At 54.8% G+C, this 21648-nt stretch carries 23 protein-coding genes; 20 read left to right on the top strand and 3 right to left on the bottom strand.

Going from position 1 to position 21648, the window contains the following annotated elements:
- The first annotated feature begins 638 nt into the window (after positions 1-638).
- From IM284_RS09730 to IM284_RS09680, 11 genes are all read left to right on the top strand, one after another.
- Complete coding sequence (locus tag IM284_RS09730) at positions 639-1343, top strand: hypothetical protein (RefSeq protein ID WP_048957713.1); 705 nt, start codon at positions 639-641, stop codon at positions 1341-1343.
- Between the two features lie 208 nt (positions 1344-1551).
- Positions 1552-2031, top strand: a complete 480-nt coding sequence (locus tag IM284_RS09725; RefSeq protein WP_047366721.1) for a type VI secretion system tube protein TssD — start codon at positions 1552-1554, stop codon at positions 2029-2031.
- Positions 2032-2138: 107 nt separating this feature from the next.
- The gene (gene ivbL, locus IM284_RS09720) at positions 2139-2237 is read left to right on the top strand and encodes an ilvB operon leader peptide IvbL (protein WP_057979964.1); all 99 of its coding nucleotides are present in this window, start codon (positions 2139-2141) and stop codon (positions 2235-2237) included.
- 106 nt (positions 2238-2343) lie between these two features.
- The gene (gene ilvB, locus IM284_RS09715) at positions 2344-4032 is read left to right on the top strand and encodes an acetolactate synthase large subunit (protein WP_045260834.1); all 1689 of its coding nucleotides are present in this window, start codon (positions 2344-2346) and stop codon (positions 4030-4032) included.
- A gap of 3 nt (positions 4033-4035) precedes the next feature.
- Positions 4036-4323 carry an acetolactate synthase small subunit gene (ilvN, locus tag IM284_RS09710; RefSeq protein ID WP_010426528.1) on the top strand — a complete coding sequence of 96 codons (288 nt, stop codon included), beginning with the start codon at positions 4036-4038 and terminating at the stop codon, positions 4321-4323.
- Between the two features lie 82 nt (positions 4324-4405).
- Positions 4406-4999, top strand: a complete 594-nt coding sequence (gene uhpA / locus IM284_RS09705; RefSeq protein ID WP_041911714.1) for a transcriptional regulator UhpA — start codon at positions 4406-4408, stop codon at positions 4997-4999.
- Positions 4996-6501: a signal transduction histidine-protein kinase/phosphatase UhpB gene (uhpB, locus tag IM284_RS09700; RefSeq protein ID WP_047366720.1), complete on the top strand. Its 1506-nt coding sequence runs from the start codon at positions 4996-4998 to the stop codon at positions 6499-6501. Before uhpA ends, uhpB begins: the two co-directional genes overlap by 4 nt.
- A complete protein-coding gene (locus tag IM284_RS09695) occupies positions 6494-7804 on the top strand; it encodes an MFS transporter (protein ID WP_047366719.1) in 1311 nt (436 codons plus the stop codon). Before uhpB ends, IM284_RS09695 begins: the two co-directional genes overlap by 8 nt.
- Before the next feature lie 132 nt (positions 7805-7936).
- Positions 7937-9328 carry a hexose-6-phosphate:phosphate antiporter gene (gene uhpT / locus IM284_RS09690; protein WP_047366718.1) on the top strand — a complete coding sequence of 464 codons (1392 nt, stop codon included), beginning with the start codon at positions 7937-7939 and terminating at the stop codon, positions 9326-9328.
- 161 nt (positions 9329-9489) lie between these two features.
- Positions 9490-10494 (top strand): alpha/beta fold hydrolase, encoded by a 1005-nt coding sequence (locus IM284_RS09685; protein ID WP_047366717.1) that lies wholly within the window; start codon positions 9490-9492, stop codon positions 10492-10494.
- 151 nt (positions 10495-10645) lie between these two features.
- Positions 10646-11098, top strand: coding sequence for a DUF1198 domain-containing protein (locus IM284_RS09680; protein ID WP_028014965.1), 453 nt, complete (start codon positions 10646-10648; stop codon positions 11096-11098).
- Here IM284_RS09680 and IM284_RS09675 read toward each other — a convergent pair.
- Positions 11095-12015 (bottom strand): LysR family transcriptional regulator, encoded by a 921-nt coding sequence (locus IM284_RS09675; RefSeq protein ID WP_028014966.1) that lies wholly within the window; start codon positions 12013-12015, stop codon positions 11095-11097. The genes IM284_RS09680 and IM284_RS09675 overlap by 4 nt on opposite strands.
- Positions 12016-12202: 187 nt before the next feature.
- Here IM284_RS09675 and IM284_RS09670 point away from each other — a divergent pair, with 187 nt between their 5' ends.
- Genes IM284_RS09670 through IM284_RS09635 form a run of 8 tightly spaced genes read left to right on the top strand, consistent with a single transcriptional unit; the run spans position 12203 to position 18127 of the window.
- Complete coding sequence (locus IM284_RS09670; RefSeq protein ID WP_045260828.1) at positions 12203-12814, top strand: hypothetical protein; 612 nt, start codon at positions 12203-12205, stop codon at positions 12812-12814.
- 10 nt (positions 12815-12824) lie between these two features.
- Entirely contained in the window at positions 12825-13601 is a 777-nt protein-coding gene (locus IM284_RS09665; RefSeq protein ID WP_047366716.1) for an AfsA-related hotdog domain-containing protein, read from the top strand.
- Positions 13594-14427 carry a hypothetical protein gene (locus tag IM284_RS09660; protein WP_047366715.1) on the top strand — a complete coding sequence of 278 codons (834 nt, stop codon included), beginning with the start codon at positions 13594-13596 and terminating at the stop codon, positions 14425-14427. The genes IM284_RS09665 and IM284_RS09660 overlap by 8 nt, the downstream gene beginning before the upstream one ends.
- Before the next feature lie 7 nt (positions 14428-14434).
- Complete coding sequence (locus IM284_RS09655; protein WP_041911708.1) at positions 14435-14659, top strand: 2-hydroxymuconate tautomerase; 225 nt, start codon at positions 14435-14437, stop codon at positions 14657-14659.
- A 3-nt stretch (positions 14660-14662) separates the two neighbouring features.
- Positions 14663-15313 (top strand): HAD family phosphatase, encoded by a 651-nt coding sequence (locus tag IM284_RS09650; protein ID WP_047366714.1) that lies wholly within the window; start codon positions 14663-14665, stop codon positions 15311-15313.
- Positions 15314-15334: 21 nt separating this feature from the next.
- Entirely contained in the window at positions 15335-16555 is a 1221-nt protein-coding gene (locus IM284_RS09645) for an MFS transporter (RefSeq protein WP_041911706.1), read from the top strand.
- Positions 16542-16955, top strand: coding sequence for a carboxymuconolactone decarboxylase family protein (locus IM284_RS09640; RefSeq protein WP_047366713.1), 414 nt, complete (start codon positions 16542-16544; stop codon positions 16953-16955). Before IM284_RS09645 ends, IM284_RS09640 begins: the two co-directional genes overlap by 14 nt.
- Positions 16952-18127 carry an acetyl-CoA C-acetyltransferase gene (locus IM284_RS09635; protein ID WP_028014974.1) on the top strand — a complete coding sequence of 392 codons (1176 nt, stop codon included), beginning with the start codon at positions 16952-16954 and terminating at the stop codon, positions 18125-18127. The genes IM284_RS09640 and IM284_RS09635 overlap by 4 nt, the downstream gene beginning before the upstream one ends.
- Before the next feature lie 63 nt (positions 18128-18190).
- Here IM284_RS09635 and IM284_RS09630 read toward each other — a convergent pair whose 3' ends face one another.
- Positions 18191-19189, bottom strand: coding sequence for an aldo/keto reductase (locus IM284_RS09630; protein ID WP_047366712.1), 999 nt, complete (start codon positions 19187-19189; stop codon positions 18191-18193).
- A gap of 207 nt (positions 19190-19396) precedes the next feature.
- On the opposite strand from IM284_RS09630, the gene nepI reads away from it, so the two are divergent.
- Positions 19397-20587, top strand: coding sequence for a purine ribonucleoside efflux pump NepI (gene nepI / locus IM284_RS09625; protein ID WP_047366711.1), 1191 nt, complete (start codon positions 19397-19399; stop codon positions 20585-20587).
- A 48-nt stretch (positions 20588-20635) separates the two neighbouring features.
- On the opposite strand, the gene IM284_RS09620 is transcribed toward nepI, so the two are convergent.
- Positions 20636-21541 (bottom strand): EamA family transporter, encoded by a 906-nt coding sequence (locus IM284_RS09620; protein WP_047366710.1) that lies wholly within the window; start codon positions 21539-21541, stop codon positions 20636-20638.
- Positions 21542-21648 lie beyond the last annotated feature (107 nt).

Raw genomic sequence — 21648 nt, 5'->3', positions numbered from 1 at the left:
CTGTTGCCAGCACCTGGATTGACGTAACACAGTGTGCTCACTTCAGGGGTTAAGGCACTGACGGCACCACCCGTTTCAGCCAGGACTTCGTTGCGCCGGTAAACTGCGGCCCCCTCGCTCACTGCGAACACCCTCAGTATAGATAAATACTGTATGTATGAACAGTATTTTTTGGACAAAATTTAGAAGGTGATCCATACTCAAAAACGTCAAAATCCGTGCCGGAATTGCGCGTTCGAGTTCTATCGCGTATACTTTTCGCGTTGACGTAACACAGTGTGTTCTGCGGCGACCAACCGCAAAACCCTGATAAAAACCTCGCTCCGGCGGGGTTTTTTTGTTTTCTGGTCTGCCCACAAAAAAATACCGGGATAAGCGGTGGCCTGGTCAGGCTTCTTAAGAAATCAATTTTATGCAGGGGAACCAGGATAGTTTTACGAGATGCAGCACCAAATAAGTCATTTAATATAAAAAACAGACTCGCCAGGATATTAAAACCGCATCGTATATAGCCTTAAAAAATAATATTCAATCGAATTATTTTTCTCGTGAATGTATTTTTGAGGCAATTCACCAGTTTGAATTACACTGCTTTTCATTGTATATTTTTATAGCCACAATCATGATATGGATATCTTATGCAAGCATCGGATTATTTGAAGATGAAGTTCCAGGGCGACAGACAGTTGGCTATTTATGGACAGCAAGGCGTTGCCGGGACATGGAAAGCATTAAAGGGAATCGGCTCTGATATCTATTCAGGAATGGAGCGTGTAAGCTGGTACTCATCATGCTTAATCCCCAGCTATCACGATGTATGTGATGAGCTTCTCTCAGAAGAAAAGAGAATGTACCTCTCCATTGTGTCTCTTTACCGTTATCGTGATGTAATAGCACAGATGCTCTATCTTTATTTTAAAAGTGTTCTAAATGACTCTAAAAATGGAAATGAACAAAATCGCGCCCGCAAGACGGGTTCACAAGTAACCGGATTTGTTAAAAATATCCCGACAAGCAAAGCAGCGCGTTTAGCAATAGCATGGGGGTTGGCAATATATCTTTCCAAATCTGGCCTGCTCTCAGAAATCGTCGTCGAACGGCTTGCACGTCGCGTACCGAACGTTGTAATGGCATTTCAATTGATTGGCACGGACCAGAAGTGCGCGCTTGCTGCTCGTCGCCTGAAAACGTTGGACCCAAAGTATTACGCCACCCTCTATGCCGCACAACTGGAAATGCTCTATTACTTTATTGAACCATTCCTGTCTGAACTGATTAAGAAGGTTCAAATGGGTTTCTACAGGGATTTTGAAGCGATTTACGACGACTTAAGGGACAAGTAGCGTGTTTAAGAGTCTGTTATCAATTCTCTTTACGGATATTTTATTTCCCGTTTATGTTTTTGTATGCGCCTCTTTTTTTCTATGGTTGGTACCTGACCACTGGGTATTACTCACATTTATTGCTATCGGTGTATTTATCCTTGTTCATCCAATAATTTTTGGTCGTTTTGATAAGTACGATTGATTTTTAAAAAAAAAGGTATTCGTTATGTCAAATCCGGCTTATTTATTTCTTACAGATGAAAATGGTTCCCCCATGGTTGGCCCCTGCCTTGTGACAGGGCGTGAAGGTGCAATTGAACTCAAATCATTCACTCATAATGTCAACATTCCAGTCGACGGGAATACCGGGAAATTGACGGGCACGCGCATACACATGCCCATCATGTTCCAGAAAGAATTTGATCGTGTAACCCCGCTTCTCTTTCGCGCGCTGAGTACGGGAAGAACACTCCAGTCAGCCACCATTAAGATGTATCAGATTAATGAGGCGGGTTTAGAACAGGAATATTTTAATATCCTCCTGGAGAATGTGAAAATAACTTCAATCACACCTGACCTGTATCCCGGCGCAAACACGGGAACACACCTTGAAACGGTTCTCATACGCTATGAGAAAATCACCTGGAAGCATTGCGACGGCAATGTCATGTATAGTGACTCCTGGAATGAGCGAGCAACGTACTGAAACGTGATCCCTGACGCATTTTTGCGCAGATGAAAATATTTCCATTGTCACGCCCGAAAACCTGTGTTTGTATAAATTCAATCAATGATTCCAAACACAGGTCCCCAATGACTTCATCCATCTTCACTTCGACCCTACTAAAAACTGCGCAACCTGCCGCAGTGGTCGTCGTGCGTGTGGTGGTGGTCGTCGGCAATGCGCCGTAGGGACTGGATCAACACACGAATCCAAAACCCCGCCGGCGCAAACCGGGCGGGGTTTTTCGTTTAGGACCCTCCCCGGAAAGTCGGCCCAGAAGAAAAGGACTGGAGCATGGCAAGTTCGGGCACAACATCCACAAAGACGCGTTTTACAGGCGCGCAGCTGATTGTTCATTTACTGGAACGACAGGGCATCACCACGGTTGCGGGTATCCCGGGTGGAACCGTGCTGCCGCTGTACGATGCGTTGAGCCAAAGCACGCAGATCCGCCACGTGCTGGCGCGTCACGAGCAGGGGGCAGGCTTTATCGCTCAGGGCATGGCGCGTACGCAGGGCAAACCGGCGGTCTGTATGGCCTGCAGCGGCCCCGGCGCAACCAACCTGGTGACCGCCATCGCCGACGCGCGCCTCGACTCCATTCCGCTGATCTGCATTACCGGCCAGGTGCCGTCCTCGATGATCGGCACCGATGCGTTCCAGGAAGTGGACACCTACGGCATCTCTATCCCCATCACCAAACATAACTATTTAGTTCGCGATATCAGCGAGCTGCCTCAGGTTATCAGTGATGCGTTCCGCATTGCGCAGTCTGGCCGCCCGGGCCCGGTGTGGATAGACATTCCTAAGGATGTCCAGACCGCAGAGATCGAGATCGACGTGTTGCCGGAGCCGGGCGAGCGCGCCCCCGCGCCGGAATTCAGCGCTGAAAGCGTGCGCGACGCTGCCGCCATGATTAATGCAGCCAAACGCCCGGTGCTCTATCTGGGCGGCGGGGCGATTAACGCTGCGGATGAAATCCGCCAGTTTGCGGAAAAGGCCAACCTGCCGACCACCATGACCCTGATGGCGCTGGGTATGCTGCCTAAAGCGCATCCGTTGTCATTAGGCATGCTGGGCATGCACGGCGCGCGTAGCACCAACTACATCCTGCAAGAGGCGGATTTGCTGATTGTTATGGGGGCACGTTTTGATGACCGGGCGATTGGCAAAACCGAGCAGTTCTGCCCGAACGCCAAAATTATTCACGTGGATATTGACCGCGCCGAGCTGGGTAAAATCAAACAGCCGCACGTGGCGATTCAGGGCGACGTGGCCGAAGTGCTGGCGCAACTGATCCCGCAGACGGACGCAACTGACCGGGCCGACTGGCGTCAGCTGGTGGCGGATCTGCAACGCGAGTTCCCGGGCGCCATTCCAGCTGAGGGCGACCCGCTGAGCCACTACGGGCTGATCAACGCCGTGGCCGCCTGCGTGGACGACAGCGCGATTATCACCACTGACGTGGGCCAGCACCAGATGTGGACCGCGCAGGCGTATCCGCTGAATCGTCCGCGCCAGTGGCTGACCTCCGGCGGCCTCGGCACCATGGGCTTCGGCCTGCCGGCGGCAGTAGGCGCGGCGCTCGCCAACCCGGACCGCAAGGTTATCTGCTTCTCCGGCGACGGCAGCCTGATGATGAACATTCAGGAGATGGCGACTGCAGCCGAAAACCAGTTAGACGTGAAAATCATCCTGATGAACAATGAGGCGCTGGGCCTGGTACACCAGCAGCAGAGCCTGTTCTACAAGCAGGGCGTGTTTGCGGCGACCTATCCGGGGATGATTAACTTTATGCAGATTGCCGCCGGCTTTGGCCTGCACACCTGCGATCTGAACGCGGAAGAAGACGCCCACGCGGCGCTGCAGGCGGCGATTTCTCGTCCCGGCCCGGCGCTGATCCACGTGCGTATCGACCCTGAACAAAAAGTGTATCCGATGGTGCCGCCGGGTGCGGCCAATACTGAGATGGTGGGGGAATAAACCATGCAGAAACAACATGATAACGTCATTCTGGAACTCACCGTCCGCAACCACCCTGGCGTTATGACCCACGTCTGTGGGCTGTTTGCCCGCCGCGCGTTTAACGTGGAAGGTATTCTCTGCCTGCCGATTCAGGGCAGCGAGCACAGCCGCATCTGGCTACTGGTCAACGACGATCAGCGTCTGGAGCAGATGATGGCGCAGATCGACAAGCTGGAAGACGTCACCAAAGTGGCGCGCAACCAGTCCGATCCCACCATGTTTAACAAAATTGCGGTGTTTTTCGAGTAAATCGCTTAAGGTAAGCGTCTTTCGCTCTTGTAGGCCGGATAAGCGCAGCGTCATCCGGCTTTTTCAGATCGCAGGAACACACATGACCACCATCGCTCTCATCGACGACCACCTTATCGTCCGCTCCGGCTTTGCCCAGCTTCTTAACCTCGAACCGGATTTTCAGGTCGTGGCCGAGTTTGGCTCCGGTCACGAGGCGCTGGCGGGCCTGCCGGGGCGCGGGGTGCAGGTCTGTATCTGTGACATCTCGATGCCGGATCTCTCCGGGCTGGAGCTGTTGAGCCAGCTGCCGAAAGGGATGGCGACGATCATGCTCTCGGTTCACGACAGCCCGGCGCTGGTCGAGCAGGCGCTCAACGCGGGGGCGCGCGGCTTCCTCTCCAAACGCTGTAGCCCGGACGAGCTGATCGCTGCCGTGCGCACCGTCTCCACCGGCGGCTGCTACCTGACGCCGGATATCGCCATCAAGCTGGCGGCCGGACGTCAGGATCCGCTCACCAGACGCGAGCGCCAGGTGGCGGAGAAGCTTGCCCAGGGCATGTCGGTGAAAGAGATTGCCGCCGAGCTGGATCTGTCGCCGAAAACCGTGCACGTCCACCGCGCCAACCTGATGGAAAAACTCAACGTCAGCAATGACGTCGAGCTGGCGCGCCGCATGTTCGACAGCTGGCAATGAGTCCCGTGTTTTCGCGGCTGATCGCCGTCGTTGCCAGCTTTTTTATCTTCTCCGCCGCATGGTTTTGCCTGTGGAGCATCAGCCTGCACCTGGTGGAGCGTCCGGAGCTGGCGGTGCTGCTGTTTCCCTTCGGCCTGCGTCTGGGGCTAATGCTCCAGTGCCCGCGCGGCTACTGGCCCGTTTTGCTCGGCGCGGAGTGGCTGATGCTGGTCTGGCTGGCGCAGGAGGTGGCCCTCGCGCATCTTCCCTTATTGATGACCGGAAGCCTGCTTACGCTTCTCCCCGTTGCCCTGATTTCCCGCTACCGCTACCAGCGCGACTGGCGCACGCTGCTGCGTCAGGGGGCGGCGCTGATTGCCGCCGCGCTGTTACAATCCCTGCCGTGGATCGGCGAGAAGGAGATGCTTAACGCCCTGCTTCTGACCCTGACCGGTGGTCTGACCCTCGCGCCGACCTGTCTGGTTTTCTGGCACTACCTCACCAGCACCGTCTGGCAGCCGCTCGGCCCCGCGCTGGTCTCCCAACCGGTGAACTGGCGCGCCCGACACCTCATCTGGTATTTGCTGCTGTTTATGGTGAGCCTGTGGCTGCAGCTTGGTCTGCCCGCCGAGCTTTCGCGCTTCACGCCGTTTTGCCTGGCGCTGCCGATCATCGCTCTGGCCTGGCACTACGGCTGGCAGGGGGCGCTGATCGCCACGCTGATGAACGCCATCGCGCTGATCGCCAGCCAGACCTGGCACGATCATCCGGTGGATCTGCTGCTCTCGCTGCTGGCCCAGAGCCTGACCGGACTGCTGCTCGGCGCGGGCATTCAGCGTCTGCGCGAGCTGAACCAGTCCCTGCAAGCCGAGCTGGCGCGCAACCGACGTCTGGCGGAGCGTCTGCTGGAAACCGAAGAGAGCGTGCGGCAGGAGGTGGCTCGCGAGCTGCACGATGATATCGGCCAGACCATAACCGCCATCCGCACGCAGGCGGGCATCGTCCAGCGTCTGGCGGCGGATAACGCGGGCGTGAAGCAGGGCGGGGCGCATATCGAACAGCTTTCGCTGGGTGTCTATGACGCCGTTCGCCGCTTGCTGGGACGGCTGCGTCCGCGCCAGCTTGATGATCTGTCGCTGGAGCAGGCGATACGCTCCCTGATGCGCGAGATGGAGCTGGAAAGCCGCGGCATTGTCAGCCATCTCGACTGGCGCATTGATGAATCATTGCTCAGCGAAGGCCAGCGCGTGACGCTGTTCCGCGTCTGTCAGGAGGGGCTGAACAATATCGTTAAACATGCCAATGCAAGCGCGGTGACGATCCAGGGCTGGCAGCAGGACGAGCGCCTGATGCTGGTGATTGAAGACGACGGCTGCGGCCTGCCGCCGGGCTCCGGCCAGCAGGGCTTTGGCCTGGCGGGCATGCGCGAGCGCGTCAAGGCGCTGGGCGGCACGCTGACCCTCTCCTGCACCCACGGGACGCGCGTCAGCGTCAGTTTGCCGTTAAGGACGTACCATGTTTAAAACCCCAACCAGCGCGGCTCCGTTGCGCGACAAGGCGGAAATCGACGCCCGCTACCGCTACTGGCGTCGCCATATCCTGATCACCATCTGGCTCGGCTATGCGCTGTTCTACTTCACCCGTAAAAGCTTCAACGCCGCCGCGCCGGAAATCCTCGCCAACGGCGTGATGACGCGCACCGATATCGGCCTGCTGGCGACGCTGTTTTACATCAGCTACGGGCTGTCGAAGTTCTTCTCCGGCATCGTCAGCGACCGCTCCAACGCGCGCTATTTCATGGGTGTCGGGCTGATCGCCACCGGCGTGGTGAACATCCTGTTTGGCTTCTCCACCTCGCTGTGGGCCTTCGCCCTGTTGTGGGCGCTGAACGCCTTTTTCCAGGGCTGGGGCGCGCCGGTCTGCGCCCGCCTGCTCACCGCCTGGTACTCGCGCAACGAGCGCGGCGGATGGTGGGCAATCTGGAACACCGCGCATAACGTTGGCGGTGCGCTGATCCCGATGGTGGTGGGAGCCGCAGCGCTGCACTACGGCTGGCGCACGGGGATGATGATTGCCGGTGCCCTCGCGATTGTCGCCGGGCTGTTCCTCTGCTGGCGCCTGCGCGACAGGCCGCAAACCGTCGGCCTGCCGGCGGTGGGCGACTGGCGGCACGACGAGATGGAGATCGCTCAGCAGCAGGAGGGCGCCGGGCTGTCCCGCCAGGAAATCCTCACCAAATACGTGCTGAAAAATCCGTACATCTGGCTGCTGTCCCTCTGCTACGTGCTGGTCTACGTGGTGCGCGCGGCGATCAACGACTGGGGCAACCTGTACATGTCCGAGACGCTCGGCGTGGACCTGGTGACCGCTAACTCTGCGGTCACAATGTTTGAGCTGGGTGGGTTTATCGGCGCGCTGGTGGCGGGCTGGGGCTCGGACAAGCTGTTCAACGGCAACCGCGGCCCGATGAACCTGATTTTTGCCGCCGGGATTTTGCTCTCCGTGGGCTCGCTGTGGCTGATGCCGTTCGCCAGCTACGTGATGCAGGCGGCGTGCTTCTTCACCATCGGCTTTTTTGTCTTTGGCCCGCAGATGCTGATCGGCATGGCGGCGGCGGAGTGCTCGCACAAGGAGGCGGCAGGCGCGGCGACGGGCTTTGTCGGGCTGTTTGCCTACCTCGGCGCGTCGCTCTCCGGCTGGCCGCTGGCACGGGTCATCGACGTCTGGCACTGGAGCGGGTTCTTCGCGGCGATCGCCATCGCGGCGGGCATTTCCGCCTTGCTGCTGCTGCCGTTTTTGCACGCCCAGGCGCCGCGCGAAGCGTGACGTGCCTCACCTTTTGTTGCCGAGTGCCGCAAAACTAGGAAATTTTCCCGGTTTCACCTGGACGCTGTCTCAGGCATCTCTCCCGGCTGATTTTTACAATGCTGCAAAAATCAGCTCAGGAGTAAACCAACCATGCTGGCCTTCTTAAACCAGGTGCGCAAGCCGACCCTGGATCTGCCGCTCGACGTGCGGCGCAAGATGTGGTTCAAACCGTTCATGCAGTCTTATCTGGTGGTCTTCATCGGCTACCTGACCATGTACCTGATCCGCAAAAACTTTAACATCGCGCAGAACGACATGATCTCCACCTACGGGCTGAGCATGACGCAGCTGGGGATGATTGGCCTGGGCTTCTCCATCACCTACGGGGTGGGGAAAACGGTTGTGTCCTACTACGCGGACGGCAAAAACACCAAGCAGTTCCTGCCGTTTATGCTGATCCTCTCCGCCATCTGTATGCTCGGCTTCAGCGCCAGCATGGGCGCGGGCTCCATCAGCCTGTTCCTGATGATCGCCTTCTACGCCCTGAGCGGTTTCTTCCAGAGCACCGGCGGGTCGTGCAGCTACTCCACCATCACCAAATGGACGCCGCGCCGTAAGCGGGGTTCGTACCTCGGCATGTGGAACATCTCCCACAACCTCGGCGGGGCGGGTGCGGCAGGCGTGGCGCTGTTTGGCGCGAACTATCTGTTCGACGGCCACGTGATCGGCATGTTTATCTTCCCGTCGATTATCGCCCTGATCGTCGGCTTTATCGGCCTGCGCTTCGGCAGCGACTCCCCGGAATCCTACGGCCTCGGCAAAGCCGAAGAGCTGTTCGGCGAGGAGATCAGCGAAGAGGACAAAGAGACCGAAGAGAACGAGATGTCCAAATGGCAGATCTTTGTTGAGTACGTGCTGAAAAACAAAGTGATCTGGCTGCTGTGCTTCTCGAACATCTTCCTGTACGTGGTGCGCATCGGCATCGACCAGTGGTCAACGGTGTACGCCTTCCAGGAGTTGAAGCTCTCGAAAGAGGTGGCGATTCAGGGCTTCACCCTGTTCGAAGTGGGCGCGCTGGTCGGCACGCTGCTGTGGGGCTGGCTCTCCGACCTCGCCAACGGCCGCCGTGCGCTGGTGGCCTGCGTCGCGCTGGCGCTGATTATCGCCACGCTCGGCATCTACCAGCACGCCAGCAACCAGTACGTTTACCTGGCGTCCCTGTTCGCACTCGGCTTCCTGGTGTTTGGCCCTCAGTTGCTGATTGGCGTGGCGGCCGTAGGGTTCGTGCCGAAAAAAGCGATCGGCGCCGCCGATGGGATTAAAGGCACCTTCGCCTACCTGATCGGCGACAGCTTCGCCAAGCTGGGCCTGGGGATGATCGCCGACGGTACGCCGATTTTCGGCCTCACCGGTTGGGCGGGCACCTTCGCGGCGCTGGATGCGGCAGCGATTGGCTGTATCGTCCTGATGGCGATGGTCGCGGTGCTGGAAGAACGTAAAATTCGCCGCGAGAACCGCGCGCAGAAATTAAAAGCGGCCTGAGTGTGCAGGTAACTTCTTTGCCCGGCTGACCGCCGGGCTTTTTTTATTTGCTCGTCCTACCTTTACCCCGCTTTACACACCCACTCCTCTCCATGCTCTACAGTGTTTTTTGCTGCCGCCTTTCGTGCAGCCTTAGCCCCTTTTGCTAACGGAGAGCTTGCATGTTAACCCGACGATTGTCCTGCCTGGCGCTGCTGATGGCGCTGGCGTCCCCCGCAATGGCTGCGGATGCCCCCACCTACGGCGAGAAGCTGGAAGGTTTCGACTACGGCTGGCCGGTAAAACACTTTACCTTTACCTCGCAAAACCAGTCTCTGGATATGGCTTACCTGGACGTGAAGCCGGAAAAACCCAACGGACGTACCGTGGTGCTGATGCACGGCAAAAACTTTTGCGCCGGCACCTGGGACGGCACGATCCGTGCGCTGTCGGCCAGCGGGTATCGCGTGATCGCACCCGACCAGATTGGTTTCTGTAAATCCACCAAGCCGGCGCATTATCAGTACACCTTCCAGCAGCTGGCGGACAACACCCACGCGCTGCTCACATCGCTTGGCGTCGATCGCGCGACGGTTATCGGCCACTCGACCGGCGGCATGCTGGCAACCCGCTACGCGCTAATGTGGCCGCAGCAGGTAGAGCAGCTGGTGATGGTGAACCCGATAGGCCTGGAAGACTGGAAAGCGCGCGGCGTGCCGCATATCACGGTTGACCAGTGGTACCAGCGCGAGCTGAAGGTCAGCGCCGACGGCATTCGTCAGTACGAGAAAAATACCTACTACGCCGGGGAGTGGAAGCCGGAGTACGAACGCTGGGTCACGATGCTTGCCGGGCTGAACAACGGGCCGGGTAAGGCGCGCGTGGCGTGGAACTCGGCGCTGCTCTACGACATGATCTACACCCAGCCGGTCATCTATGAATTTAGCGACCTGAAGATGCCGGTATTATTGATGATCGGCACGAAGGACAACACCGCCATCGGGAAAGACCTCGCCCCGCCGGAGGTCCGCAAGACGCTTGGCAACTATGCGGTGCTGGGCAAAGAAACGGCGAAGCGCATCCCGCACGCGACGCTGGTGGAGTTTAACGACATGGGCCACGCGCCGCAGATGCAGGATCCCGCACGCTTTCACGAGGCGCTGTTGAAGGGGCTTCAGGCGCGCTGACGGGTCTCCAGCAACAGCCCGCGCAGCCACGCCTGCGCGGGATTGCTTACATCGCATTTATCCAGCTTTTTTCGGTTCACTATTCTGGCCGTAGCCGCTGTCGACACGCTGCGTTTCCCGCTATGATGAGCGGCTAGTCTAAGGAGAACGCATGGTCTGGATAATGCTGGCAACGCTTGCCGTGGTGTTTGTGGTGGGATTTCGCGTCCTGACCTCAGATTCCCGCCGCGCCATCAAACGTTTAAGCGAACGGCTGGGGATTACCCCGATGCCAATCGAGTCGATGATTGACCAGTTCGGTAAAACACCGGGCAATGAATTTATCCGCTACCTTGAGCGGCCTGACGAGGCGCATCTGCAAAACGCCGCGCAGGTGCTGCTCATCTGGCAGGTCTGCATTGTCGACGGTAGCGAAGAGAATCTGCATACCTGGCACCGTATGCTGCGTAAAGCCCGCCTTGCCGCACCCATTACCGATGCGCAAATTCGTCTGGCACTTGGCTTTATGCGCGAAATGGAGCCCGATCCGCAGGAGCTGAACGCCTTCCAGCTGCGCTATAACCAGCTATTTCTGCCGGAAGAAGGTGTGTTTTATCTGCATTAAGCCTTTTTGCCGCACAAGATATTCTGAGCGTTCAGGATCTCCTCTCTGTTTTCATTGAGGCGAGTTGCGGCATAGATATCAATATTTAATCTCTTTGCCTCATCGTCCGTTAGTTCGCGATAGCATAGCCCCTCCTGATTGAAGGTGCATTTTGACTGAGGCAGCAGCGCAAACCCTTTCCCTCTTGCGATACGGCTTAGCATCACGAGGGAATCATCCGGCTCTTTAATACGCTTCAGCGGCGTTTTCAGCGTGTCAAAGTAGCTTTCGCATTTATCATAGAATGACGGATTAGCGCTTCTCGAAAACCAAAAAAGTGGAAGATCGCTAATGTCTTCCAGCGAGACTTTCTCTTTCAGACTGGCAGGATGTAAAGAAGGCATTGCGATGAGCAACGGTTCCTGGCAGACCCAGCGGTATTGAACAATGTCTTCATGACCCGTTCCTTTTTCCCCGGTCAGCACCAGATCCAGCATATTTTTAGACAAGCTTTGCAGCAGCTGTGCTGACGTCAGGTCGGGCGTTTCAACGTCATCTCCGGCGTTCATTTTTTGAAGCTGGGTATTTACAGGTTCAATATATTCAAAATTAAGCGTGCGCGTGAGACCGATGCGCAGATTCGTTTCTGAAGAGTGAGGGTCTTCTTTTAAGCTGCTGATGTCTTTGAGTATTTTTTCTGCCTGAACGACCAGCGCTCGGCCTGCTTCAGTGAGGCTAACGTCATGCGTACTGCGACTGAACAACTGACGTTTCAACACCGCTTCAAGGCATTTTATCTGACGCGTCAGAGGCGGTTGAGTCATGCGCAGACGTTCGGCAGCCTTACGAAAGTTCAGTTCATGTGCAACAGCGAGAAAGCATTGTAATTGTTTGATACTGGGCAGGTTATTGCTGATTAAATGTTCTGCTGTAGCCATACGTGGGTCCTAAATGCGAAAAGGTATTTCGTCTTTTTTCCATTTCGATATTACACGCTAAATGCTGGCAGCAAAACCTGTTTTAACAGTAATACAAAAAATATATTACAAATTTAACAATTCCAATAGTTTCCTGTATTGATAAATTTCTATCCGAATCCTCACTTAATCAATACTCGGAGTAATTATGTCGTCCAAATATGTACTGGTATCACGCTTCCCATTAAAAAACACTTTTTCTGAAAAAGAATTTACTTCCTTAAAAAGCAATGAAAACGTTCGCTACTATACCTGTGAAGAAAACGGCGTTAATGAATTGCTGGAATTACGCGCATTCAACGATATTAAAGAAATTGCATGGGTTGAAAGTGAAATGGAATCCATGTTCCATCGTTTCTCTGAAGTTCTTTCTGCCGATATCCGTCGCGAACTGCTTAAGTTTGTTGAATCCCCAATTGATAATAAAAATAGCTTGCCACAATCAAATTATATTCAACTCCGACACGTCGAAGTGCCTGCGCATAACTATCAGCAGTACCGTCAGTGGCGCGATGAAACCATTTTTAATGTTGTAAGAGATAACAAAGATAAGATTGAAAGTTTCGAAGCATTTCATTCACTGATCAGTGGCGTTCCGGGTGTAATGTTTATCTCCTCATTCAACGGCGATAAAGCAGCATATAAAGAAGCATTTACCAATGCGCGTTATCAGGAAATCATTCAACAGGCCGGCGATAACTTTATTACTGGCGGTAATGACGGCCTTTATACACGTATCTATCGTGCTTGCTGTTGTTGAGGGACAATGAATGAACTGTAAAAAGTTGGTAGTTGTTGGCGATAAATTTAATGAATTTGCCAATGGTAAAGATGTACTGACTATATCTCAGCTAGAATTATTGACTCAAATCCCTGCGAATATCATTGATAAAGAACATGAAATTATTGTTGGGCAGGGCGTGCGCAAGGATTTTGCCGGAAAGGTAATTTCAAATCAGGCAAGAAATGCGATTCATGGTAATAAGTTAAAAATGTGCTCTCTGGAAAAACTAGTTAGCGACAAAAAAAATGCTTATTGCCATAAAAGACTGGAACAGAATGTACTTATAGGTCCTGCGGAACAAGCTGAGCATAACCACGATCTTTATGCGATGCCGCTGTTAATCGATGAGCGTTGCGAATTGATGGCGGATCATCAGACGGGGCAGCATATTCAGGGAATGCTCCTGGTTGAAGCCAGCCGACAGGCCTTTATCGGCGTCACCGAAGAATTTATTTACCAGCAGGAAAGTGGACGCTATTACGTCATTAATAGCATGGCAATCAATTTCGCCAGTTTCCTGTTCCCTTTACCGGCGCTGGTCCACTTTGAATTTCTTGAAAAAGATATTAACGACCGCCGGGGGCGTTTCAAGGCTCAGGTTCGCGTCACTCAGCACCAAACGCTTTGCGCGACAATGGATGTCTCGTTCACCGTCTATCCTTCCGCCCTGATTACAGAGAAAGAGAAATCTCTGGCTGAGGTTGCCATGCAGGCGACCCTTATTGAGCAGCAAGGGGTGACTCAGGGGGTAACGCATGCCTGAATTACGTAGCCAGAAATACCGTCTGGCTGCGACCACGCAGGGGCCGCTTTACCCCCCTGCGGAGGTCATGGACGGGAAGGGTAATTTTGTCGTGGTTGGCATGGTGCCAGGGGATAACGGACTGCAGTGGCGAAGCGTCATTGTCTCTCCGGAAAGCCCGCTTCCGGCATTTGGGGAAGTCGCACCCTATAACATTCTGTGCGATCTGGACAAGATGCCTCAGGACGCGTTGAAGGACATCATTCTTCATACTCTTCCTTTACCCATTCCGATGAACAACTATCGGATGGTTTTCGCACCAGAACAGCGGCCGCAGGCCAATAATGAAATAAGGCCTGGCCTGCCACTTCATGAAGGCTATATCGCGGATTATCGCAGCAGCGATGGAAAGCGAGAGATCGAGCCAGTGACCCTCGCTGCCTGGCTCGAGGCAGAGGGCACCTTTGAGGTCACATTGTCCGAAGATAAGAAACGAGCCCGGTTCACGTTTTCGTTCCGGAGCCTTGTTCCGGATAGCGTTTACACCGTGATGAGTCTCAGGGAAAACGATCTAGCCTCGGAGGATCCGAGCAGGCCAGGTCCGCTGGGAATACCCAACGTATTTATAACCGATAGCGAAGGTAATGCCGAATATTGGGCAGAGTTAACCGATCCTTTCCCGGCTCCGGCGAGGAAAGGAAACAGAATTATTAACGTAGTCGTACTTTATATGAGCTCGCGTCAGAGCTACGGCGGGGCAATTGGCTTTTATGGTCTTGGAGGCGATATCCATGCCCATTTAAAACTCAAAGGCCGTTCCTTCGATGAATTTACAACTATAGAGTGAGAAAAATATGCCATTTGTTCATGTTATGACCTGGCCTGCGAAAGATGAAAATCAAATCATCAGACTCCAGGAAGATATTACATTTGCCGTTCACAAAAACACGGGTGCGCCGCTGGATAAAATTTCCGTGGTGGTTTCTGAAATTGCGCCTTCCCGCTGGGCGGATGCAGGCGTGTCTGGTACGGATAGAGATTTTCCGGTTAAGAGTCGAAGAAAAAACTACGAGGAATAAAGTTTGCGTAAACATGCCGCTTTTTTTGATGTTGATGAAACGCTTATAAATATTAAAAGCATGTTTGATTTCTATGATTTCTGGTGCAGGGAAAATAATCAAAACGATCGTCTTCAACGCTATATGTCTCGTTTTCGCACCGACGTGAAAAACGGCGTGCCAAGGGAAGCTCTGAACAGAGATTATTATCGTCAGTTTAAAGGTGTGTCTTGTCGTTATCTGGAAGAAATGGGTGAGAAGTGGTTCAGGCGTAAGCTGGAAAGCAATTTTTTTATTGAGAGTGCTGTTTCAGCCCTTAAAAAACATCAGAACCAGAACATGTATACCGTATTTATATCGGGCTCTATGCTTCCGATTCTTTCACCCATTGCAAAATATCTTGGAGTAACGGAAGTACTCTGTGCGCCGGTGATAATAAATGACGAAGGTGAGTTGACGGGTGAAATCGGCCTGCCTCAAACAATTGGAACAGGTAAAAAAGACGCGCTTATCGCCTTTTGCGATGATAAAGAGATTAACCCCGTGGATTGTTATGCCTACGGCGACGATCTTTCGGATATTCCAATGCTGGAAGCCACTGGCCATCCCGTCTGTGTGGGAGAGCATTCCGCGCTTACCAGATATGCAACTGAAAAAAATTGGCACATTATTTAAATCCTTATTGAGGTAAGTAGTATGACTTCAGAACTCACTCCGCAGAATATGACGTTAAGGTCATGGCTAGCTTTATTCATTCTGGCTATTTCAACCTTTACTATTGTCACCACCGAACTGGCGCCAGTCGGATTATTAACGCCAATCGCAGAGGGGCTACAGTCTTCGGAATCTGCGGTGGGCATGACCGTGTCGCTTTATGCCTGGGTGGGGGCGTTGAGTGCGCTGTTTGCCTCCGTCTTTTTAGGGAATGTGGCCAAGAAGCGGCTTTTACTTGTGCTTACCGTGGTACTTCTGGTCTCTAACGTTATGGCTGCGACGGTAAACGTCTATAGCATGCTGCTTAGCGCCCGCGTACTGGGAGCGCTCGCTCACGGCGCATTCTGGGCGATGATCGGCGCAACGGCGGTGGCTATGGTCCCTGCCAGATATATAGGGGCGGCGACGTCAATCGTATTTGGTGGTGTTTCCGCAGCAAGCGTTTTTGGCGTACCGGTATCCAACTATATTGGTATTCACTTCGGCTGGCGGCAGGCATTTTGGCTGATGGCCGCGCTGAGCGTAATTGCCTTTGTGGGTATTAGCGTTCTTGTTCCCAGGATTACCAGCAAAAGCGCGCTCGGGCTGGATGCGCTTAAAGGCGTGCTGAAATCGTCAACATTATGGAAAATTTACTCAGCAACCTTGCTGGCTGTGACGGCTCACTTTGCTGCCTTTACGTACATTGAACCCTGGCTACACACGCAGAGTTTACTGTCCACCACCATTATTCCTGCTGTGCTTTTTGTTTACGGCATCGCGGGTCTGGCAGGTAATTTCCTGACCGGCGTGTTGATTGATAAGTATCTCAAGCTGACGGTCTCTTTGTCTGTACTGCTGATCTGTGCAGTGCTGCTGTTCCTGGGCCTGTCTGGTTCCTCGCTCTCTGCTGCGTTGATATTTACCAGTATGGTTGTCTGGGGTGTCGCCGTATCAGGAATATTTGTCGGTTTCCAGACGTGGGTTTTACGTATGGCAGAGGATAAAGCCTTCCCGGCCTCCGCAATCTACGTTTCATTTTTCAATACCGCCATTGGTATCGGTGCGTCAGTCGGTGCCTGGATGGTTTCATCATTTTCAATGCCGCTCCTGTATATCGTCGCCGGTACGGCCATCGGTCTGTCCGTTCTGCTTGTCGCGGTTATTCCGGCAACGTTGACCGCAAAACAATCCCGTATGGAGAAATCTTATGAGTCAAATTAATGACCGCACGCGCTATGGCAGAGAGATTATGGACCGTCTTGAAGCGGGGCTCGCGGAGAAAGTCACCCGCCGCCTGAGCGAGCTGGACCCGGGGCTGCCCGCCCTGATTACCGACTATGCGTTCGGGGATGTGGTGGGTCGTCCGGGACTGGATCTCAAAACGCGCGAAATGTTGACCGTCGCCTCGCTTGTGACGCTGGGTAATGCCATGCCGCAGCTAGAACTGCATATGCGAGGCGCGCTCAATACCGGCGTGACGCCGGAAGAGCTGCTTGAAATTGTGATACAGATGGCGGTATATGCTGGCGTTCCCGCCTGCATGAATGGTCTTACTGCATACCGCGCGGCAATGGCCGCGACGGGCCATACTTTGCCAGGACTGAAGGGAAGTGACGCATGAGCGAGATTGTTATTATTGCAGCCCGCCGCACGGCGACGGGCGCATTTCAGGGCGCGCTTGCGGAACATTCAGCCTCTGATCTGGGAAGCCGCGTCATTCAGGCGCTCCTGAAAGAATCTGGCGTAGAAGCCAGTGATATCTCTCAGGTCATTATGGGACAGGTTCTTACTGCGGGGTGCGGCCAGAACCCGGCCCGACAGTCGGCACTGAATGCTGGATTGCCCGTAGATACGCAATGTCTGACGGTAAACAAAGTGTGCGGGTCCGGGCTTAAGGCGGTCCATCTTGGCATGCAGGCGCTGCAGACGGGGGAGGCTGAGTTTGTTATCGCCGGTGGTCAGGAGAGTATGTCCAACGCGCCGCATATCGCCACGACGTCGCGTAGCGGAACGCGGCTGGGTGATATTACTCTCAAAGATAGCCTGGTTTCTGACGGGCTCTGGGATGCCTTCAACGATTATCACATGGGTATCACTGCAGAGAATGTTGCGACGGAGTTTGGTATCAGCCGCGAAATGCAGGATGAATATGCCCTTGTCTCTCACCACAATGCGCTTGAAGCGCAGGCGCGTGGCATTTTTGAGCGTGAAATTGTCCCGGTTGAGTGGCAAACGCGAAAAGGTGAAACGATCAGCGTGGAGAGGGATGAAGGACCCCGTGCAACCAGTATCGAAAAATTGACGAAACTGAAGCCTGTTTTCCGAAAAGAGGGTACGGTGACGGCGGGAAATGCTTCATCGTTGAATGACGGTGCCGCGGCGGTCCTGCTTTGTACGCGTGAGACTGCCGAAGCACGTGGCTTGCCGGTTCTGGCATCGCTGGGCGTATTTTCCAATTCCGGTATCCAGCCGGCATTAATGGGTGCAGCCCCGATTCAGGCCATTGCCGACTGTCTTTCCCGCTCGGGATGGAAGCCTGAGGATGTCGATCATCTCGAATCCAACGAAGCGTTTGCCGCCCAGGCGCTGGCCGTGATTCAGCGGGCCGGGATTTCCCCGGATCGTATCAATCCATACGGCGGGGCAATCGCGCTTGGGCATGCGATAGGTGCATCCGGCTGCCGAATTTTGGTGACGCTGGTTCATTCCCTGATCCGTAATGATGCCAGGCGTGGCGTTGCCGCACTGTGCGTTGGCGGCGGGGAAGGCGTCGCGTTGAGCGTTTATCGCTAACGGCGTATCCCTAGATATAAAAAAACCGGGGAAACCCGGTTTTTTTATTTTCAATATGCCGTATCAGGCATTCACGCCCTTCATACCCTCGGCAGAATAACGATCGCCTTTAATCGCTACCCGGCGATGAAGGTTGTTCAACGATTCGATATCGCTCTTCTCAAGCACAATATCGGCAGCGCGCGCGTTCTCGGCCAGATAGCTGACGTGCTTAGTACCCGGAATGGGAACCAGCCGATCGTATTGTGCTAACAGCCAGGCAAGCGCAATCTGACCTGCGGTACAGCCGTATTTTGTCGCCAGCGGGGTAATGATATCGAGCAACTGGCGATTATGATCGAGGCTGGACTGAACAAATCGTTCGTTATTCTTGCGGAAATCACCTTCTGCAAAATCGTTGTTGTTCAGGTATTTTCCCGTCAGGAAGCCTCTGCCAAGAGGTGAGTAGGGCACCAGGCCGATACCTAGCGCTTTCACGACCGGCAAAATGTTTTCCTCGATGTCTCGTGTCCACAGAGAATATTCTGTTTGCAATGCGGTGACCGGATGCACCGCATGCGCCCGTTGCAGCGTTGAAGCCGACACTTCGCAAAGGCCGATGTGGTTGATCTTGCCCTCTTTAACAAGGGTGCGCAGACAATCCATACTCTCTTCGATCGGGGTTGCGTTACTCACTCTGTGAAGATAAAAGAGGTCGATTCGCTCCACACCAAGCCGCTTAAGGGATTCGTTACAGCAGCGGATGATATAGTCCGGCGTATTGTTGATGGTGCGGGCGTAGGACTCGTCAGGAGAGCGATCGATGCCGCACTTCGTGGCGATTTTGAACTGGTCGCGAGTGTTTTTATCCAGCCCGGCAAGAAAGTGACCGATTAGCCTTTCATTATGGCCACGGCCATATAAATTTGCGGTATCAATAAACGTCACGTTCAGATCGATGAGGTTATGCAATACCTGCAGTGAACCTTTGTCATCAGTCTGGCCATAAAATTCACTCAGACCCATGGCACCGTAGCCGACGGCACTGACGGTAAGATTTTGAGATAAAGTACGTGTTTTCATAGTTTCTCCTTTTCAGACGCTATGATTGTTTCACCTCAATTGTGGTTACTGAATTTTCATTTTCGTTATGCTGAAAAGGTATCAGTCACCGCCGCTCTGCCTTCCGAATCATTAAAAACGGCAAAAGTTGTCAAATCGTTAAATCCGTCACACTTTTGATGATAAACTGCGCGACTTTTCCGCACGTTTTTATCTTCAGGTGACGCCATGACAGAACATATCCAGCCCACAACCAGACCGCAGACCAAAGAGGTGTCACGCCCCAACTGGTCGGCGGTTTTCTCCGTGGCGTTCTGCGTCGCCTGCCTGATTACCGTTGAGTTTCTACCGGTGAGCCTGCTGACGCCGATGGCGCAGGATCTGGGCATTTCCGAAGGCGTGGCGGGGCAGTCCGTTACCGTCACCGCCTTTGTGGCGATGTTCGCCAGCCTGTTTATCACGCAGGTGATTGGCGCGATTGATCGCCGCAAAGTGGTCATTCTGTTCAGCGTGCTGCTGACGCTCTCCTGCCTGCTGGTCTCTTTCGCGGAAAGCTTCACCCTGCTGCTGCTCGGTCGCGCCTGTTTGGGGCTGGGATTAGGCGGCTTCTGGGCGATGTCGGCCTCGCTGACCATGCGCCTGGTGCCCGCGCGCACCGTGCCAAAAGCGCTGTCCGTTATCTTCGGCGCGGTCTCTATTGCGCTGGTGATTGCCGCGCCGCTGGGCAGCTTCCTTGGTGGGATTATCGGCTGGCGTAACGTCTTTAACGCGGCGGCAGTGATGGGTGTGTTCTGCATTATCTGGGTGTGGAAGGCGCTGCCGTCCCTGCCGGGCGAAGCGGCGCACCACAAACAGAACATGTTCGCGCTGCTCAAGCGTCCGGGCGTGCTGGCGGGGATGACCGCCATCTTTATGGCCTTTGCCGGGCAGTTTGCCTTTTTCACCTACATCCGCCCGGTGTTTATGACCATGGCGGGCTTTGACGTGGACGGCCTGACGCTGGTGCTGCTGAGCTTCGGTATCGCCAGCTTTATCGGCACGTCGCTGTCGTCCCAGTTCCTGAAGCGCTCCCTGAAGGTGGCGCTGGCGGGTGCGCCGTTGCTGCTGGCGGTGAGTGCCACGGTGCTGATTCTGTGGGGTAGCGACAAGTGGGTTGCCTCGGCGATTGCGATTATCTGGGGCTTTGCCTTTGCGCTGGTACCGGTGGGCTGGTCGACGTGGATCACCCGAACGCTTGCCGATCAGGCGGAAAAAGCCGGGTCGATTCAGGTGGCGGTGATCCAACTGGCGAACACCTGCGGTGCGGCCATTGGCGGCGTGGCGCTCGACCATCTGGGGCTGACGTCACCGCTGGTGATTTCCGGCGCGCTGATGCTGCTGACCGCGCTGCTGGTGGCGGGGAAGGTTAAGGCGAAGTAGTGTTTTTCTCCCTCTCCCGTGGGAGAGGGTTGGGGTGAGGGCATCATGCTACGCCGATGCCTTAACCCTTCTACGCGAATCCATCGAAATCAGCACCACCGACGACACGATCAGCAGCGTCCCCAGCCAGTCCGGCAGGGTGAACGCCACGCCCAGCAATATCACCGACAGCAGCGCGCTGCTCAGCGGCTCGGCGCAGCTCAGAATGCTCGCCTTCGGCCCGCCAATCATCTGCGCGCCCTTCAGGTACAGGCTGAACGTCAGCGCCGTGCCGATCACCACCAGGTAGAAAAACGCCAGCAGCAGGCCGCCGTCAATCACGAAAGTGGTGCCGCGCCCGGCGTAGAACGGCGTAAGCATTAACCCGGCAATCAACATGCTCCAGCCGACAATCGGCAGCGTGCCGTAGCGGGCAATCAGCGCTGACGGATAGGTGGTGTAAAACGCGGCGGCAAACGCCGAGGCGATGCCGAAGAACAGCGCGGCAGGGGAGATGGAGAGCGAGGTTGGGTCGCCGTGGGTCACCAGCAGGAAAGTGCCGATCAACGACGTAAAAATCGCTGACAGGACAAACACGCCGGGACGCGTTTTCCGCGCCAGGGCGAACCACGCCACAATGATGGTCGGCGACAGGAACTGGAGCACGGTCGCCGTAGCGGCGTTGGATTTTTCAATCGTCAGCAGGAAGGTGAGCTGCACGGTGAGCGCGCCGACCAGCGAGAAAAACAGCAGACTGAGGGCGTCTTTACGATGCTTGATGATCGAGAAAATCTTGTCGCCGTGAACGAAGGAGAGCGTCAGCAGGATCACGCCGGTAAACAGCAGGCGAACCATGGTCAGGTAAGGCGAAGAAATGTGGCTTTTCTCCATGATGTACTGCGCGCAAACTCCGGAACTGCCCCATAAAACGGCGGCGATCAGGACGTTCAGCATCCCTTTGCGTGTGGAACCCATTTTCTCCCCTGCTATGTTGTCGTTAATTGGCCAACAGCATAGCATGGTTGTGTGCGGCCTGATGCCCTCACCCCGGCCCTCTCCCACTGTACGGTCCGGGGACATAG

Source organism: Enterobacter cloacae complex sp. P12RS (assembly GCF_014895875.1).
Lineage (GTDB): Bacteria > Pseudomonadota > Gammaproteobacteria > Enterobacterales > Enterobacteriaceae > Enterobacter > Enterobacter bugandensis.
Note: the sequence above shows the minus strand (reverse complement) of the source record. Positions and strands in the feature narration are given on the sequence as shown.